17 protein-coding genes are annotated in these 16,120 nt (G+C 45.7%); 4 read left to right on the top strand and 13 right to left on the bottom strand.

The genetic code is table 11. From position 1 onward, the window contains the following. Positions 1–130: 130 nt before the first annotated feature. Together J2736_RS30540 and J2736_RS30545 are read right to left on the bottom strand one after the other, a co-directional pair. On the bottom strand, positions 131–502 hold the full coding sequence (locus J2736_RS30540) for a HesB/IscA family protein (RefSeq protein WP_310502353.1): 372 nt from the start codon (positions 500–502) through the stop codon (positions 131–133). 113 nt (positions 503–615) lie between these two features. Next, on the bottom strand, positions 616–810 hold the full coding sequence (locus tag J2736_RS30545; protein ID WP_310502354.1) for an aspartyl-phosphate phosphatase Spo0E family protein: 195 nt from the start codon (positions 808–810) through the stop codon (positions 616–618). Between the two features lie 327 nt (positions 811–1,137). Between J2736_RS30545 and mqnE the strand changes: the two genes are divergently transcribed. Further along, positions 1,138–2,244 (top strand): aminofutalosine synthase MqnE, encoded by a 1,107-nt coding sequence (gene mqnE / locus J2736_RS30550; protein ID WP_310502355.1) that lies wholly within the window; start codon positions 1,138–1,140, stop codon positions 2,242–2,244. A 40-nt stretch (positions 2,245–2,284) separates the two neighbouring features. Continuing rightward, positions 2,285–3,349, top strand: coding sequence for an NAD(P)/FAD-dependent oxidoreductase (locus J2736_RS30555; RefSeq protein ID WP_310502356.1), 1,065 nt, complete (start codon positions 2,285–2,287; stop codon positions 3,347–3,349). 3 nt (positions 3,350–3,352) lie between these two features. Here the strand turns inward: J2736_RS30555 and J2736_RS30560 are convergent, their stop codons facing one another. Beyond that, complete coding sequence (locus tag J2736_RS30560; RefSeq protein ID WP_310502357.1) at positions 3,353–3,607, bottom strand: YuzB family protein; 255 nt, start codon at positions 3,605–3,607, stop codon at positions 3,353–3,355. Between the two features lie 96 nt (positions 3,608–3,703). On the opposite strand from J2736_RS30560, the gene J2736_RS30565 reads away from it, so the two are divergent. Beyond that, on the top strand, positions 3,704–3,949 hold the full coding sequence (locus J2736_RS30565; RefSeq protein WP_028558591.1) for a NifU family protein: 246 nt from the start codon (positions 3,704–3,706) through the stop codon (positions 3,947–3,949). A 66-nt stretch (positions 3,950–4,015) separates the two neighbouring features. On the opposite strand, the gene J2736_RS30570 is transcribed toward J2736_RS30565, so the two are convergent. From J2736_RS30570 to J2736_RS30590, 5 genes are all read right to left on the bottom strand, one after another. Beyond that, positions 4,016–4,810 carry an SDR family oxidoreductase gene (locus J2736_RS30570; RefSeq protein ID WP_310502358.1) on the bottom strand — a complete coding sequence of 265 codons (795 nt, stop codon included), beginning with the start codon at positions 4,808–4,810 and terminating at the stop codon, positions 4,016–4,018. Positions 4,811–4,816: 6 nt separating this feature from the next. Continuing rightward, on the bottom strand, positions 4,817–5,524 hold the full coding sequence (locus J2736_RS30575; protein ID WP_310502359.1) for a Cthe_2314 family HEPN domain-containing protein: 708 nt from the start codon (positions 5,522–5,524) through the stop codon (positions 4,817–4,819). Between the two features lie 38 nt (positions 5,525–5,562). After that, positions 5,563–6,528, bottom strand: a complete 966-nt coding sequence (locus J2736_RS30580; RefSeq protein WP_310502360.1) for a DMT family transporter — start codon at positions 6,526–6,528, stop codon at positions 5,563–5,565. 74 nt (positions 6,529–6,602) lie between these two features. Further along, a complete protein-coding gene (locus J2736_RS30585; protein ID WP_310502361.1) occupies positions 6,603–7,502 on the bottom strand; it encodes a COX15/CtaA family protein in 900 nt (299 codons plus the stop codon). A 297-nt stretch (positions 7,503–7,799) separates the two neighbouring features. Continuing rightward, on the bottom strand, positions 7,800–8,144 hold the full coding sequence (locus tag J2736_RS30590; protein WP_056613511.1) for a thioredoxin family protein: 345 nt from the start codon (positions 8,142–8,144) through the stop codon (positions 7,800–7,802). 183 nt (positions 8,145–8,327) lie between these two features. On the opposite strand from J2736_RS30590, the gene J2736_RS30595 reads away from it, so the two are divergent. Then, on the top strand, positions 8,328–10,163 hold the full coding sequence (locus tag J2736_RS30595; RefSeq protein WP_310502362.1) for a UbiD family decarboxylase: 1,836 nt from the start codon (positions 8,328–8,330) through the stop codon (positions 10,161–10,163). Between the two features lie 149 nt (positions 10,164–10,312). Here J2736_RS30595 and J2736_RS30600 read toward each other — a convergent pair whose 3' ends face one another. The 5 genes from J2736_RS30600 to J2736_RS30620 form a co-directional block, all read right to left on the bottom strand. After that, positions 10,313–10,906: an alpha/beta hydrolase-fold protein gene (locus J2736_RS30600; protein ID WP_310502363.1), complete on the bottom strand. Its 594-nt coding sequence runs from the start codon at positions 10,904–10,906 to the stop codon at positions 10,313–10,315. 65 nt (positions 10,907–10,971) lie between these two features. Continuing rightward, positions 10,972–11,295 (bottom strand): DUF3139 domain-containing protein, encoded by a 324-nt coding sequence (locus J2736_RS30605; protein WP_310502364.1) that lies wholly within the window; start codon positions 11,293–11,295, stop codon positions 10,972–10,974. 346 nt (positions 11,296–11,641) lie between these two features. Then, the gene (locus J2736_RS30610; protein WP_310502365.1) at positions 11,642–12,220 is read right to left on the bottom strand and encodes a DUF3238 domain-containing protein; all 579 of its coding nucleotides are present in this window, start codon (positions 12,218–12,220) and stop codon (positions 11,642–11,644) included. Positions 12,221–12,547: 327 nt separating this feature from the next. Then, entirely contained in the window at positions 12,548–14,317 is a 1,770-nt protein-coding gene (locus J2736_RS30615) for a sensor histidine kinase (RefSeq protein WP_310502366.1), read from the bottom strand. Further along, a complete protein-coding gene (locus J2736_RS30620; protein WP_310502367.1) occupies positions 14,314–15,936 on the bottom strand; it encodes a response regulator transcription factor in 1,623 nt (540 codons plus the stop codon). Before J2736_RS30620 ends, J2736_RS30615 begins: the two co-directional genes overlap by 4 nt. Positions 15,937–16,120 lie beyond the last annotated feature (184 nt).

A 16,120-nucleotide genomic window follows, 5' to 3' on the forward strand; every position in this document is an offset into this window, starting at 1 on the left:
AAAATTAAACAATTTGTCTTTATTTGAGGCCAATTTTTCATTCAATGACCCTATTTCACACAAAAAAACAAAAAACCTCCCAAATCTGTGTTAAACATCAACACAAACTTGGAAGGTACGTTATCGGTTATTATGCCTCAACCTTATCATCGCAAGGCTCAGGTGTTCCTTCATAATCCGCTGGCTTGAAGGACGAGCCACAACCACAAGATGCTACTGCATTCGGGTTATTGATGGTGAAGCCGCCACCCATGCCTTTATCTTCGAAGTCGATTTGGACGCCGTATAAATACTTAGCGCTTTCCTCGTCAACAACAACTTTAACGCCGTGAATGGTAAATTCTTTATCGTCAGACTTTTGATCATCGTCAAAGCCCATTCCGTAAGAAAAGCCGCTGCAACCGCCAGCTTTCACGCCAAGGCGTAAGAATAGCTTTGTAGACTCTTCAGCAGCCAAAAGCTCTTTAATCTTATCACTTGCTGATTCACTAATGTTAATCATAATGGAAATCCCTCCTTGGTTGTTCCCTACATAATAAAGGAAACCTGGCATTCGCATACGAAGTGCTTGCTTCAAGTATACTCCTAATCCATCCGATGCTCAAGGGCAGTTGTTCACTGTTTAGGACGTCTTATGGCATAGTACTGCAATAATAGCTGGTCTAGATCTCGACTGCATTTCTGCACATCAGGATGAAGGAAACCATAAGAGGTTCCTAAACTAACCATTTTACCTCGTAGCAGTTCAATTTTATTATGAAGTCGTTCCTGCGGTTCGGTCACGAATAATGGTAGCACGATTATTATCACCTTTGGCCCTTACGTAATCACATTGCAATAGTATACAGGAATTTGTTAATATTGGGAATAACATTTGGCCAATTTCATCGAAAAAATATAAGATATGGATAAGATTGTCGATTTATCTTCAACGTTCTGATGTTGCCCCTCCTAAGTAGGAGGTTTATAATAAGATGGATGGAAAGCTTGTATCGTTATAGATCTGGTTGTGAATTCCTTCACCGAACGGGTTGACAGGTACGCGAGCAACTCACACCACCTAACGCACCTAGTTCTAATTGCTAGCTGCGTCGTTTCATTTTGCGGTTTATTTTATATTTATAGGAGGCATGGAACATGAGTATTACGACAGTAGACCCGATCAAACGGATGGCTGAGATTGCTGACAAAGTTGAGAACGGCGAACGTTTGACCATGGAAGATGGACTGTTTTTATATGAATCTGACGACCTTTTAACCATTGGTCAATTAGCTAATAAAGTGAACACACGATTGAATGGAAACAAGGTTTATTTTGTACAAAACATGAGCTTATATTTCACGAATGTTTGTGAGGAGCATTGTTCATTTTGTCATTTCCGCCGCGATGAAGGTCAAGAAGGAGCTTACACATTAACGCCGGATCAGATGTTAGATTATATTGCCGAGAATTTTAACCCTGAAATTAAAGAGTTCCATATTAGTCAGGGGCACAACCCTCATCTGCCTTTCGAGTATTATGTCGATTGTATTCGTCGGTTGAAGCAAGCTTACCCAGACGTAACGATTAAAGCTCATACGGCTGCTGAGATTGAATTTTTCTCCCGTATCAGTGGCTTAAGCTACCGCGAAGTGCTGAAAACATTAATGGATGCTGGACTTTCCACGCTACCTGGCGGTGGAGCCGAAATCCTTACAGAACGTTACCGTTCGAAAATGAAGGTCGAGAAAGCTTCCACCGAAGAATGGCTGGACGTTCACCGTCAAGCTCATCTTCTTGGGATGAAGACGCACGCGACCATGCTATATGGTTCAATTGAAACGAAAGAAGAACGAATTCGCCATATGATGTTGCTGCGCGAACTGCAAGACGAAACAGGCGGTTTCCTCGTATTCATTCCTAACTCTGTTCAGCCAGCGAGCAAAAATGCAAGTCTTAAACGTTTCGTTCCCGCTTGGGACGAACTCAAAACAATGGCGATAAGCCGCTTAATGTTGGACAATTTCCCACATATTAAGGCTTACTTCATCAATATTGGAACGAAACTTACGCAACTTTCCTTCACATTCGGTGCTTCAGATGCTCATGGCACGATCGTGAAAGAGAAAATCTCGCATGCTGCTGGCGCTCTTTCACCAGAAGGTTTAACACGCGATGAGATTGTATGGCTCATTCAAGGTGCGGGCCGCGTCGCGGTTGAGCGAGACACCTTTTATAATGAAATCAAAGTGTATGAGAGATAATAGAGAATAGATCATCGTTCAGAAGGGATATTGGTTAGCTATGAAAAAGTTTGTCATTCTCGGAGGAGGCTATGGCGGTTTGACCATAGCTTTAAACTTGTTGGAAAAGGATCTACCCGGCGAAACAGAAATTATTATGATTGATCGCAGTCCCTTTCAAGGTCTCAAAACCGAATATTATGCCCTTGCTTCAGGTACCATTGCTGAGACGCACATTCGAGTTGCCTATCCGGATGATTCACGACTACAACTTGTGTACGGGGAAGTCTCTGGTGTTGATCTTGGCACGAAACAAATCAACTTCTACGATAAAGAACCCATTACCTATGACTGGTTAGTCATTGGACTGGGTTGTGTTGACAGTTATCATGGAATTACGGGTGCTCAGGAGTTCTCATCCAGTATCCAGACACTGGCTCAAACGCGTGCAACCTATCAAAAAATCAACAACATTAATCCATACGGACAAGTGTCCATTATTGGCGGTGGCCTCAGCGGCGTCGAGATGGCTTCTGAGCTTCGCGAGAGCCGGCCTGATCTGAATATCCGATTGATCGATCGTGGTCCAAGTCTGCTTTCCGCTTTCCCTACGAATCTACAGCAATATGTGCGTGAGTGGATGATTGAACATCACATTGAGCTGCGCACACAAGTTTCGCTTGTTCGATTAGATGGCGGTGATCTGTACAATCTGGATGAAATTATCCGTACAGATGCGACTATTTGGACAGCGGGTATACAACCAACGCCTGTTGTCGAAGCTTTGAATGTACCCAAAGATCGTCAAGGACGTATTCTGTTAAATGAGTACCACCAAATTCCGAACTTTGAGGACGTATACGTCGTAGGCGACTGCGCGTCCCTGCCTTTCTCACCAAGCGCTCAAGCAGCTCAAGCGCAAGGCAAGCAAATTGCAGAAGCTATTCAAGCGATCTGGAAAGGCGAGACTCCTAAACTTGGCAAGATTAAGCTAAGAGGAACGCTCGGCTCACTTGGTAAGAAAAGTGGCTTCGGTATTATGGGTAAACGTACACTAATGACAGGTAAAATTGCTCGTATGCTCAAAAGCGGCGTGCTCTGGAAATCCAAACGCCACTTCGGTTAAGTTTTATTCACTAAGCAAGTCATACATGGCTTCAATCTCTTTGATCTTATCTAAAATGGCAGTATGGAGACTCTCTGCGCTTTCAGCAGCAATAATCTCGCCATTGACTAGCGCGTAGGGCTCCATATAACACTGTCCGCAATTGCCTAGACAACCGTATTCCATAACATCGAATTCGGGATTTGCTTCAAGGTCTTTCATGACTTTGTCAGTTCCTGTGTGCATATTACTGGCACAAAATTCTATAATTGGTCGCATTTAAAAATTCCACCCCATGCTGATAGTTTCAAGCCTCAAACCATTTTCATTTAAAGCGTATTGTACTATAATAGATAAAGAAAGGAGATGAATCAAATGACAGAAAAAACCAAAGAAGCGATTTACGATGAAGTTCTTGAGGTTTTAGATAAACTTCGTCCTTTCCTACAACGCGATGGCGGTGACGTCGATCTAGTTGATGTGGAAGACGGAATCGTAAAACTGAAACTTATGGGTGCCTGCGGTAGCTGCCCGAGCTCAACAATCACATTAAAGGCTGGTATTGAGCGCGCATTAGTTGAAGAGGTAGAAGGCATAACAGAAGTCGTACAGGTATTCTAATTACGACTATATCATAAGAAAGAGCTTACCTCTAGGGTAAGCTCTTTTTGCTGTACGATACGAGGACTATTCGGATTTGCGTTGTTTGATCACCGGGATTGGTTGGATAGGATCCAATGCACCAGAGATATCCATTATATTGCCGGTTATGAAATCTGAGTTAGGCGAACATAGAAAATCGATGACACGTGCAACATCCTCGCCTGTTCCTGGTCTCCCCACAGGTGTTTCCCCATCCACTTCTAAGCGTGCTTCTTCCATCGTGCGCTCTTTGTTCTTCCCGCGAATATCACCTGGACAAATCATATTCACCGTGATGCCATGCGCGGCTTCTTCCTCGGCTAATGTTTTGGTAAAGGAGACTAACCCAACCTTGGCAGCCGCATAGGCAGCTCTGTGCGTCCAGCCTCTCGCTTCTGCCGCTTTCCCGAACCCAAAATGAATAATACGCCCCCAGCGCTTCTCGCGCATCATAGGCAGTACAAGATGATCTAACGTCATTACGCCTAGCAGATTTCCACGCATTAAATAGTCAATTTCATCGATATCGTAGTCAGCAAAAAAGCGCCGCTCCCGAACAAAAGGCCCTGCATTGTTCACAAGTATATCAATCGACCCCAGCGCTGAGACCGTTTCTTCCACCATACGGATATTATCCTCGCGTTTGGCTACATCCCCTTGAACAGCGATGCTGCGCACGCCCATTACCGTCAATTGCTGAACAAGTTCAGCAGCTTCCCTCTCACTTGTTACATAATTCACAGCGACCTGGCAGCCTTTCTTGGCTAAGGTTAATGCCGTCATTTTGCCCAAACCCTTGGCACTGCCTGTAACCAGTACTGTTCGACCTCTTAATGGCATGGTCCCCTACCCCTTTGTCACATACGCCGTAATGTAAGTAAATGCTACTGTTAAGGTTCGGCATACCATGTCAAATCCCTGCTGCAAATCATCTAAATTTAGCTTCACATTCTCAAGATGTATGCGCTCACCAATCAAAGGTTCTTTCTGCTGGAGATCGTCCAGCATCTCTGAATTGATGTAGTGCATTTCCATATTACGCAGATTGCGGAGTCGTTCTAACGGCGTTTTATAAGCCATTTTGAGCGTATAGAGCTGTAGTTCTAACGAACCATGAAGATGCTTCTCATGCATATGGCGGAGTACCGTAAAATACGAGAATCGCGATTTTAATGTCTCTGTTTTTAAAGAGAAGAGGTCATTCATGAAAGTCCCTAGTTTGTCTAAAATAGAAAATAAACGAATAAACGCATTTTTGAAGAAGTACACAAATCGCTGATACGTCTCCGTTTCCTGCGGATTCATGTCCTCCAGAAAGCCCTTCACGATCATCTCACCATAGCGCTCGCAGCAATATTTGCTTTGTTCACATTCATCTAAGGCATCGATAAACCCCTTACTCCATATGGCTTGCCGATGAAAGATCGAATATTCCGTAGAGAGGTGACTCTGCTCGGTGGCGATCTGTTTCATATAGGCTCTTATAGCATCGCCTGCTTCCAGCAGGAGACCACTATCCACACGTTTCGGCTCATTAAATAAGACACGAAGCATGGGATCACCTCCCTTTTTATCATCATCTGATTATCTTGTTACTTCGATACCGTTGTGGCTGTTGGGACAGGCATAGCGGAACGCTTAGCTCCAGCAGTACGATCACGTTGCACGAAATACATCGCAGCCAACACACCTGCACCTCCCAAATACTGACTTAACGAGATCGATTCTCCAAGGAAAATGAAGCCCCCAAGGGCAGCAGTCACAGGAAGCAAGTAACCGTAAGCCGATGATTTAAATGGTCCTAACTTAGCTAAACTCCAATTATGCAGAGAAAACCCGACAGCCGTTGCCAAAAGCGAAGTATAGATTAAACTAATCCATCCAGCCTGCGAGATCGCTGCGAAGTAAGCACCATCCGCACGCAATATGACGAAGGGTAATAAAGACAAAGCTCCCGCTGTCATTTCTAGTGAAATGAGGATTGGAAGTGGATATTTTATCACCAAACGATTCATCCCAATGAGATAAATGGCTCCCATGAAACTGCGCATCAAGAGCAAGATATCCCCTCTCAATGTATCACTGCCTAAGTGAAAGCCCTCGGCGCCCCCTGAGACAATGAGCATTACACTACCGAGTGCCAAAGGTATCCCAAGCAGGATTCTCCAAGTAATCTTCACTTGCCCGACAATTACGGCAATGAGTACTGTGATGACAGGCATGAAGCCTCGCCCCAGCACAGCACCATTCGCAGCATTGGAAAACTGCAAAGCATATTGCAGGAGTGCTTCCATTCCAACGGCATTGAGTATGCCTAACCCACAAATAAGCAGAAGATCGCGACCTGCAATGTGAAAACGAAGCGACCGAGAACGATAATAGAAGTAAGTATAGACCCACAGGATCGGAATCATACTCGCGAAGCGTAGACCATTAAAGACTAAACTGTCCCATTCTCTTCCGCCGATTTTGAGAGAGGCCAAATTAATTCCCCAAAGCAGGTAGACCAATACAAATCCCAAATGTGGATAGATCGCTCGTAAACGTCCCGAGTTCATCACGTCATAACACCTCTATAATGGAAATGGCCTTCCGTTAGAAGGCCTTGTTGTGCCTGTGCCGCATGATGCTGCTAGGCTTTACGATCATATAACGTGAGTACACACAAATAACATAAGAATCCAAACATACAAGCCACAATAATGGCATGAATCATACCTGTAAATAAATAAGCAACTTCATTCCCTAAGGACCATGTTACGACTGCGCCGCTAATCACTTGAAGCGAAACGAGAATAAGAGCCCATTTGCTCCCGAACCAAAGCTTGTCCGTCTTCTGATAATGGCGTCGAGCTTGCAGGTACAGAAATAATATACATACAAAGAGCAGCAAAGCGGCAATCCGATGTGTAAACACAATGCCAGTTGCACCGCTAAGTTCAGGGATCACTTCGCCATTGCATAACGGCCAGCCCGAGCAGCCACCTGAAGAAACGGTATGACGCACGAATGCTCCTAAGTAAACTACCACGTAGCTGTAAATAGCTGTAAACCAGACGATTACTTTAAAATTAGTATGAATCTGCGTTGTTCGAATAAATTGTCCCCACGGGGTAAACACGAGTGCAAGCAGCAGGGAGAAAGCAAAGGCAAGCAAGGATAAACCGAAATGAAGAGCAAGGACAAGAGAGGATTGCGGCCAAACAACGGCCAATGCGCCCATAGCTGCTTGAATCAAGGTCATGACTACGGTTGCTGTGATAAAGAATTTAGCATCTCTACGCTTCACATAGCGGAAAACCAAGTAAAACGTTACAACAAGAATCATCGTCACAACACCTACAACTAAGCGATGACTGTACTCGATAAACGAAGAAATGGTATGTGCTGGAATGAATTTTCCATGGCATAACGGCCATTCGTCACCGCAGCCCCGGCCAGCGTCAGCCTTAGTAACTAAGGCTCCCATAGCAAGAATAAGAAACATGCCGATGGCGGATAAATTCGCAAATCTTTGGATCCATTTTTGCATGATTGCACCTACTTTATGTCATATCTACTGAGGATCATGTCGAATACTGTAGTTCCGCTTTAATTATAGCCGTAATATGAAGCCATTTCCATTCGCAATTGTTACAAAGCTCCGAAACAACAGGGGAATCAAGTTATGCCCAACACTTGGAAATAACATTATAGTGTGTGTAGTATGGAAGCATTTATTCCGAATATAAAAAAAGGTTCGATTCGGGCATGGCTAACATCAAAAAACACCATCATCGGATTAATCCGACGGCGGTGTCCATGTGATGTGTATGAGAACTCCTCCTTCTTAAGGAGCCAACGCATTTGAAACTTCAATTGCACGGTCAAGGAATTGCTCGATTTCCTCACGGGTTTTACGCAGTTTGCTGACGAAACGAACGACTTCTTGCCCGTTACGGAAAGCAATGAAACTCGGGATACCTAAGATGTTCAATTGTTCGCACAAATCCGGGAATTCATCACGATCCAGTTCAATGAAAGTAAGACGGCCTTCATAGGCTTGCTCTACAGCAGGCATAAAAGGATCAATATAATGGCAATCCTTACACCATGTCGTTTTAAAAATAGCGATTGTCACGCCAGACTGCGAAATTTGCTCTTGAAATTGTTGCTCAGTCGATACTTTACGCATAGGACACCTCATCACTTCTAGAATTTACTCTCTTATAGCATGTGAGAAAATCAGTGTCAAGCAGCTGGTTCAGGAAAGTAAACTTTTGAACGAGTATGACGTGTTTTTTATTTTCGGCATTTGTTGTAGAATGACATTATTACATAGACCTTTTGGGGAATAGCTATCCGATTGGAGAAAATAATGATCTATCAAAATTTAGAAGAATGCTTAGTTGATTTAGAAAAGAACGGACATTTGGTTCGCATTCATGAAGAAGTTGATCCTGAGCTAGAAATGGCAGCCATTCATATGAAAGTTCATGAAGCTGGTGGCCCAGCCTTATTATTCGAGAATGTGAAAGGTTCCAAGTATCGGGCGGTATCCAACCTTTTCGGTACCGTAGAGCGCAGCAAATATATATTTCGAGATACTTGGGAAGGCGTGAAAAACGTAATCTCTTTACGAAGCGATCCCATGAAGGCAATGAAAAGCCCACATAAACATATTGGTACGGGTCTGGCTGCCTGGAAAGCCTTGCCGATCAAAATAAACGGTGATCTTCCGGCTTCTTTTGAGGAAATCAACATTGCTGATCTCCCTCTCATCAAGCACTGGCCAGAGGATGGCGGTGCATTCGTCACCCTGCCTCAAGTGTATTCGGAAGATCCGGAGAAACCAGGAATTATGAATTCCAATCTGGGGATGTATCGGATTCAACTAAGCGGGAACGAGTATGAATTAAATAAAGAGATCGGCTTGCATTATCAGATTCATCGCGGTATCGGTGTCCACCAGGCAAAGGCGACTAAACAAGGAGCCCCTTTAAAAGTAAGCATTTTTATTGGCGGGCCGCCGGCGCACACTTTGTCAGCAGTTATGCCCCTGCCGGAAGGCATGAGTGAGATTACCTTTGCAGGCTTACTCTCAGGGCGCCGCTTCCGTTACAGCTATATAGATGGCTATTGTATTAGTCACGATGCTGATTTTGTTATCACAGGAGAAATTTATCCTGGCGAAACCAAACCGGAGGGCCCTTTCGGCGATCATTTGGGCTACTACAGCCTTACGCATCCTTTTCCTCTCATGAGAGTGCACAAAGTATATACGAAGAAGAAGGCAATCTTCCCATTTACTGTCGTGGGCAGACCCCCTCAAGAGGATACGGCGTTCGGGGCCTTAATTCATGAACTTACAGGCGATGCAATTAAGCAAGAAATTCCAGGGGTCAAAGAAGTTCATGCTGTAGATGCTGCAGGCGTACACCCCTTGCTCTTTGCGATTGGCAGCGAACGTTACACGCCCTATCAACAAGTCAAGCAGCCGGCAGAGCTGCTCACGATTGCAAATCGCATTTTAGGGACGGGACAAGTTAGCTTAGCCAAGTACCTATTCATCACAGCAGAAGAGAGCCAGCCTTTGGATTCTCATGATGTAGAGCAATTCTTACAATACATTTTGGCACGAATAGACCTTCATCGGGACCTTCATTTCTATACCAATACGACGATCGATACCCTAGATTACTCAGGTACAGGTTTAAATAGCGGCAGTAAGGTTGTATTCGCAGCAGTCGGTGATAAAAAAAGGGATTTATGCTTAGAGGTTCCTGGCGTTTTTAATGAAATACCAGGAATTCAACATGCGTGTTTGGTGATGCCGGGAATCGTCGCGGTTCAGATGTCCGAATTTAAAAGTTACGATGAGACACAGGTTGAAATGAACGATTTATGCGAGGCTATTGGCGCAAAAGGCCCACTCCCTGCTTGTCCATTGATCATTGTTTGTGATGATAGCCGTTTTATGAGTGAGAGTATTAACAACTTTGTTTGGGCTACATTCACACGCAGCAATCCTTCCCATGATATATATGGCGTGAACAGTTTTTATGCGAATAAACATTGGGCTTGCGATAATGTTGTGCTTGATGCGCGAATTAAACCGCACCAAGCACCGCCATTAATACCGGATCCAACAGTTGAAAAAAACATCATGCGCTTATTTGCCGAAGGCGCCATTCTAGGCGGCATTCAAAAGTAGTCCAAGAAAACCAGCCTTGCCCAATTCGGCAAGGCTGGTTTTTTTAAAATCTGTTTGTATTAAACTAGGGCTCGGCCGATGTTTGTTTATCGCCCAAACGCCCAAGCCACCATCCGTGGAAATACTTCACGCCACATCACATCGTCGTGTTACGCGACCCGCTCATTCATTTCAACGACCCCACCTGCATCGCGAAGTGCAGCCGCCCACCGGGTCGCGTTCTCAAGGAAGAACGGCTCCAGTGTGCCGGCTACGAGGTATGCGCTCGGTAGCAGGCTTGGCATCACGGCAGGTGGTCGGTAGCCCCCGCCTGGCGATGCGGAGAAGACCGTACCGTAGATGTCTGGATGCCTAAGCCCTAAGGCGAGTGAGAGCTCTCCACTCGCCGACACGCCGCACACGGCGGTGCGTTTGGCGGGAAACGCAACGCTGAAGCGCGAACGCACCCATCGGCGGACCTCTTCGACGAAAAATCTTTCATGTGCCGCAAACCGTTGGTGGTCGAACGGCGGTGAGTACTCATGAATGCGCACCATCTCATCCACATTCGACGTTCGGTAGGCACCTACGATCATCGTTGGCGGTACGTTGGCAACCTCAAGATACCCGCCCCACTGCGAGATAAGCTGACCGTCACCGGCAAACACAATTGCCTGGGGTGGGTCCGGAGGGACGTATACCGTAACCTGACGACCACCATCATACTCGAGCATCTCTGTGACGAGTTCTCCCGCGATCTTCATATCTCACATCTCCTGTATTCCTAATTAAGCTTATCTCGTGTAGCGCAACGAGGGGCTATATTTTTCTATTTATTATTTTTAAGAGCTGAGTCTGTGATTCCTAATTGCTTACCTTCTTCTGTAATACTATAACTAAACTGCATTACGTTATTATGGGCAAAGTATATGTACTCAACGTAAGGTTCATTTTCAAATACGACAACCGTGTAAAATGACGGTAATTTAATACCCCAGATTCCTTTAACCGATTTGATTTCATTCTTCTTGTAATCATGTTCATTTAAAAGGTAGTTAGTCACTTTATTCGCATAAATTATTTTGTTTACTTGTACGTAAACGAAGGGTGTGATGAAAAGACCAATTATTAATATGGCTGGTATCCATTTCATTAATTTCCTCAACGTAACACCCCATTCTACATCATTGCTTAACAAATTAATCTGCCCGTAACATTTATTCACTTAAATCAAACCCTTCAATACTAATCGCTCGACATGTATCTGCTGCGGTTTTTTCATTCAACATTAACTATGAGGAACTAAGTCTATTTTATAAGGACTTCTTAACAGACATACGGGAAAGTGAACTGCTTTTTTACGCTCTCCTGCACGTTCGGGGAAAAGACAACCGGTTGTGATGGCTGCCTGGTAATAGTCGGTCTAAGCTATAGTTCTCCGTGAGTTAAATGACCTTCACTTTTGAAACGATGAACTTGAAGGCGAAATTCTCTACTTCTCATGCTTCAAAATGATACTCCATATCCCCAGCCATTGACGCTGGCGTATCGGCAGTCTTTCGAAAGTCATGTGCGTACAGAAGTTGAAAATCTCCAAAATCCACTTGTTTATAGAACTCGTAACAAGGGAACCCATCATGACTTCCCTTCACCTGCACGGTACCATCTTTATGCGCATTAATCTGCAGAGAGTAGTCTACCGTCGGTGCATCAGACCTAAGCGGATTGCTTACGCTCGCTCGCATAGTTAATGATACCGTATCCCCGCTCCACACTTCGTCTTCAATTCGAATCCCGTCTGTAGATGCTTTTCCTTGTTTGTATTCTACTAAGCCGTCTGGGGCTGTCATTTTGAGGACAGTGACACCTGTATCGGAGAAAGAGTTAATGCGTTGCTTTACGAAGTCAATAACGACCTCTTGCTCTACACGGCAACGCCCTGTGTTTACTGCATACGGAGTGAATTCCCTTGCATCCCCCTGATATTCATAAATCATGCCTGAAGAATCTTGAATTGGTGGTAGATAAAGCATACCGCCGATGAACACACTACCTCTAATTTTAATTAATTCTGCCATAATAGTAACCCCTTACTCCTCTTACAAACTTATAATATTTTTAAAAGTATTTATAATATTCGTTGGATATTAATACTTTCCTTTTTTTGTAACTTTACTGCCAGTTAGCTGAATGCCTAAGAATATATGTAATATTGGTCTTGTCGGCAATCGGACTATATTCTTGTCACTCGACAGGTACGTACACTAGGAATCGGAAAGTTCTTGCCAAAAAAACGGAGAAAAATTTGTAGCGAGGACTCCTCCCATATCAAGGACCAATTCACCTTTAATAGTCATTTCAGCACCTACTCTTCTCCCTGTCACTTTCAACAATTCTCATAAAAGTCATGTCCTACACGGTAGCTGCACAGTAACAGACGTCCCTTCGCCTAGCGCGGATTGAATTTGGACACCATAAGCCTCACCATAGGCTAATTGGATACGCGAAATCGTATTCTTGATGCCGACGGATGCTGACTCCTTATACAGAATAGTGTCGATGCCATCCTTGCTGATCCCTCTTCCGTTATCGCGAATTTGGAAATATCGGCTCTCGTCCTCTGTCCATCCGCGGATTACAATGAGGCCGCCTTCCTCCAGACCGCTGAATCCATGTAAAATCGCGTTCTCAACGAACGGTTGGAATAATAGCCTTGGCAACTTCCCCTCGTAAAGCGAAGGCTCTATTTCATAAGTGACGCTGAATTTCCCTTCAAACCGAGCTGACATGATGTAAAAATAATTCCGCATCCACTCCAGCTCTTCTGACAAAGAGACAGCACCCCAATCTTTCCGGGATGTATAGTGCAGCATGCCTGACAGGCAAACGAGCATTTTGCTGAGTTCCTTTTGGTTGTTCTCGATTGCTGTCCAGTTCATGATATTGAGCGTGTTGTACAGAAAATGGGGATTCATCTGCATGTTCAGCGCGTGGATCTCTGCTTCTTTCTCCTTCAGCTTAATCTCGTAATTTTCCTTGACTAGCAGCTGGATGCGATCGTTCATGCGATTGAAACGCTGCGAAAGAAGCCCGAATTCATCGTTGCTGTCCACTTCAACCTGCTTTTGAAAATCCCCCTCCCCCACAGAACGCATCGCACTAATCAGTTTCTTAATCGGCACCGTGACATGCCCAAGGATGAAATATGCGAACAACAGCGCAACACCCCCAAGCACCAATGCGATGACAAGTGTCGATGTGCGGATAACGGGAACTAGACTTCCGACGAGCGCGGATTCCGGAGTAATGACGATCGACAACCAGCCAGTCACCGCCGAACGGTCAAAGACGACGATCTGATTGGCGCCGTTAAGCTTAAGTCGCGTAGTCCCGCTACCTTGCGCACGGAAGGCGCCTACCCAGTCCTGCTTATACGTTCCAGTGACCTGAGACTTGTCACTTGAAGCCACCACAATATCGTCTGGGTCCAATACCATGTAAGTCGATCCCGTGGGAATACTCTTCTCGAAGAGCTCGTCGAGTACCGTAGATTTGTAGCTGATCGTCAGCACCGGACGTTCCACGTTAGGTTTAAGCTTCACCAAGCTACTGTCCTCCAGATGAGAGAAGTTCAGCAGCCGAGTAGCGGTGAACAAGTAACGGTAGTCGAACGTTCCGTCCTCAAGCCAAGGCTGATCGAACATTTTGATAAAATCGTAGGTCGGATACCACACCATTTTCCCCGCCGCCTGCACGGCTGCCTTATAGATTTGCGACTGCGCAGGATCTCCTTGGGGCATCGCCAATAAACCAAAGCTGTAGTAGCTTGTCCACAGCTGCGCAGCATACACATTCTCACTCTGTGAGAAATACTTGCTCAGGATTGCCGTAACTTTGCGATCAGCAGCGACGAGTTCCTCTGCTGCTTCCGGGTTGAGATTGTTAAAGATTTGGAACAAATCCTTGTCCACAAACAAGGATCGGCTATTCTGATCCGCAATCCCAAGTTTCGTATTAATCACGTCATTATTCTTCTGTACAACGGCATAGACGTTCTTTTGCGCTTGCTCCGTGACAACGTTCAAGCTCGTTCGGTAAAAGATCGTACTCAACACGAGGAGCGGCAGCGCGATGAGAATTAAATAACTCAGCAGCAGTCGCGCTTTGAATGTCATGGGGTCCCCTCGCTTCCAGCCGACGGAGAAGGAATTCGTTTGTATGCTTCTGGAGACAATCCTACCTGTTTCTTAAACATCCGCGTAAAATATTTCGTATCCCGATAACCACACTGCTCCGCGATCTCGTAAATCTTGAGCTGCCCGGTGCTAAGAAGCTCTTTGGCACAGCGCATACGAGCTTCGGTAAGGTGGTCTGAGAATGATCTCCCCGTCCTGCTCTTAATTAACGTGCTGAAATACGAGGTGTTAAAATGAAACCGCTCTGCCGCCATTTCCAGCGTAAGATCCTCACGGAAATTCTCATCGATCCAACCGATGCAATCGTCCATGATCAGCTCGTTGCGGTCTTGCTTCCTTACAATCATCGAACGGTGCACCTTCTCCAAACTCTGGAGAATCACATCCATGAGTTCCTCACTGCTACGGCACATTGGGATTTCCGCAACGGCAGCCTCTGTCATGGCAATTCCTACATCGCGATCGACGATTTCTTTGGTACGGCTCTTCATCTTCATCAACGTCAACGACGCGTAATCCTTCATGAGCTTCGGATCGGTACTACCACCGCTTGCGAGTTCCCGAAAGGCTGTGCGGCACATGGCTTCAGCAGCATCCATGGCCTGCTCTTGCAGCGCCTCGAACAACTGCTCCCCGTTTAGCCGAAAGGAGGACGTCACCGGCTGCACAAGTTCCGTGCTGCTCGTAACCCCTTGCCATTCCGCGTGGAATGTATGTGTTAGCGCTATTTGCGCGTGCTGATAGAGCTGGGGAATATCCATCGACTCATCTGCTTCCGGTGGTCTGCACCCGATCCCATGGCACAAATGGCCACCTGCTTGACCGCTCTGAGATATCGCATGCAATAAACTACGAATCTCTGGTATATGCATGGGCAGTCGTGCGGGCTCGCTCAACTTGAGCGCGGTGACGACCCGCCCCCCTTGGTTCGGTACGGATTGAAGTGGGAAAACACAAACCTGACCGAAACCCGTTCCAAGCTGAGTCAACTGGTCCACCAATGCCTCCAGCGGCATTACCGAGTTGCCCCCAGTGCTGCTACCAGTGCCGATCTCGCTCAGAATCAGCATATCGACTTCCTGCAGCAACGCCCAATCGTCCAACCGTTCGCCTTCGCTCGGGTCTAACTCGCCATTCATCCATTGATGAAGCAAATGGCTCCTATACGCGGAAGAAGTCAGCTGCAGTCTATGCTTGAGGTCAGCAGTCTCCCCCTGTTCCATAATCTCCGCTGCTAGCTTTTGCTCTATCCGCTGAAGCAAGGCTTCCACCTTGTCAGCGTCAACCGGCTTAAGCAAATAGTCGCTGGCACCATATCGAATCGCAGTCTGGGCATAATCGAATAGATTGAAGGCCGAAACGATGATAACCTTCGTCTGTATACCCTCCACTTCCAACCACTTTAACAAAGAAAGTCCATCCATGTTCGGCATCTGAATATCGCTAAAAATGACGTCAGGCAGCTCCGAGCGAATACTCGCGAGCGCAACTTCTCCGTCCTTAGCCACGGATACATGCGCATGCGGACGCATAGCCTGAACCATAGCGGCCATTCCTCTCAAATGCCGCGGTTCATCGTCCACGATGAGAATTTTCACCTTGTGTTCCCTCCTCTCCACGATGTGTCCGATCAATTTCTACTACAGTACTACGTAATCCAAGTCTTGGATAGAGGGGGGACTTAAACCCCGCTGTCTACATTTCCTGCTACAATTACACTATTTTCCATATATAAGGAGTCGCTTCGTGCCCTATCCTACAAAATAGACAAGCTCTTGTCGT

The organism is Paenibacillus qinlingensis, from assembly GCF_031455095.1.
GTDB lineage: Bacteria > Bacillota > Bacilli > Paenibacillales > NBRC-103111 > Paenibacillus_E > Paenibacillus_E qinlingensis_A.

What these genes read in the sequence shown, in the direction of transcription:
- J2736_RS30540 (WP_310502353.1), bottom strand. Translation starts at nt 502, where the DNA reads ATGATTAACATTAGTGAATCAGCAAGTGATAAGATTAAAGAGCTTTTG.
- mqnE (WP_310502355.1), top strand. Translation starts at nt 1,138, where the DNA reads ATGAGTATTACGACAGTAGACCCGATCAAACGGATGGCTGAGATTGCT.
- J2736_RS30555 (WP_310502356.1), top strand. Translation starts at nt 2,285, where the DNA reads ATGAAAAAGTTTGTCATTCTCGGAGGAGGCTATGGCGGTTTGACCATA.
- J2736_RS30560 (WP_310502357.1), bottom strand. Translation starts at nt 3,607, where the DNA reads ATGCGACCAATTATAGAATTTTGTGCCAGTAATATGCACACAGGAACT.
- J2736_RS30565 (WP_028558591.1), top strand. Translation starts at nt 3,704, where the DNA reads ATGACAGAAAAAACCAAAGAAGCGATTTACGATGAAGTTCTTGAGGTT.
- J2736_RS30570 (WP_310502358.1), bottom strand. Translation starts at nt 4,810, where the DNA reads ATGCCATTAAGAGGTCGAACAGTACTGGTTACAGGCAGTGCCAAGGGT.
- J2736_RS30575 (WP_310502359.1), bottom strand. Translation starts at nt 5,524, where the DNA reads ATGCTTCGTGTCTTATTTAATGAGCCGAAACGTGTGGATAGTGGTCTC.
- J2736_RS30580 (WP_310502360.1), bottom strand. Translation starts at nt 6,528, where the DNA reads ATGAACTCGGGACGTTTACGAGCGATCTATCCACATTTGGGATTTGTA.
- J2736_RS30585 (WP_310502361.1), bottom strand. Translation starts at nt 7,502, where the DNA reads ATGCAAAAATGGATCCAAAGATTTGCGAATTTATCCGCCATCGGCATG.
- J2736_RS30590 (WP_056613511.1), bottom strand. Translation starts at nt 8,144, where the DNA reads ATGCGTAAAGTATCGACTGAGCAACAATTTCAAGAGCAAATTTCGCAG.
- J2736_RS30595 (WP_310502362.1), top strand. Translation starts at nt 8,328, where the DNA reads ATGATCTATCAAAATTTAGAAGAATGCTTAGTTGATTTAGAAAAGAAC.
- J2736_RS30600 (WP_310502363.1), bottom strand. Translation starts at nt 10,906, where the DNA reads ATGAAGATCGCGGGAGAACTCGTCACAGAGATGCTCGAGTATGATGGT.
- J2736_RS30605 (WP_310502364.1), bottom strand. Translation starts at nt 11,295, where the DNA reads ATGAAATGGATACCAGCCATATTAATAATTGGTCTTTTCATCACACCC.
- J2736_RS30610 (WP_310502365.1), bottom strand. Translation starts at nt 12,220, where the DNA reads ATGGCAGAATTAATTAAAATTAGAGGTAGTGTGTTCATCGGCGGTATG.
- J2736_RS30615 (WP_310502366.1), bottom strand. Translation starts at nt 14,317, where the DNA reads ATGACATTCAAAGCGCGACTGCTGCTGAGTTATTTAATTCTCATCGCG.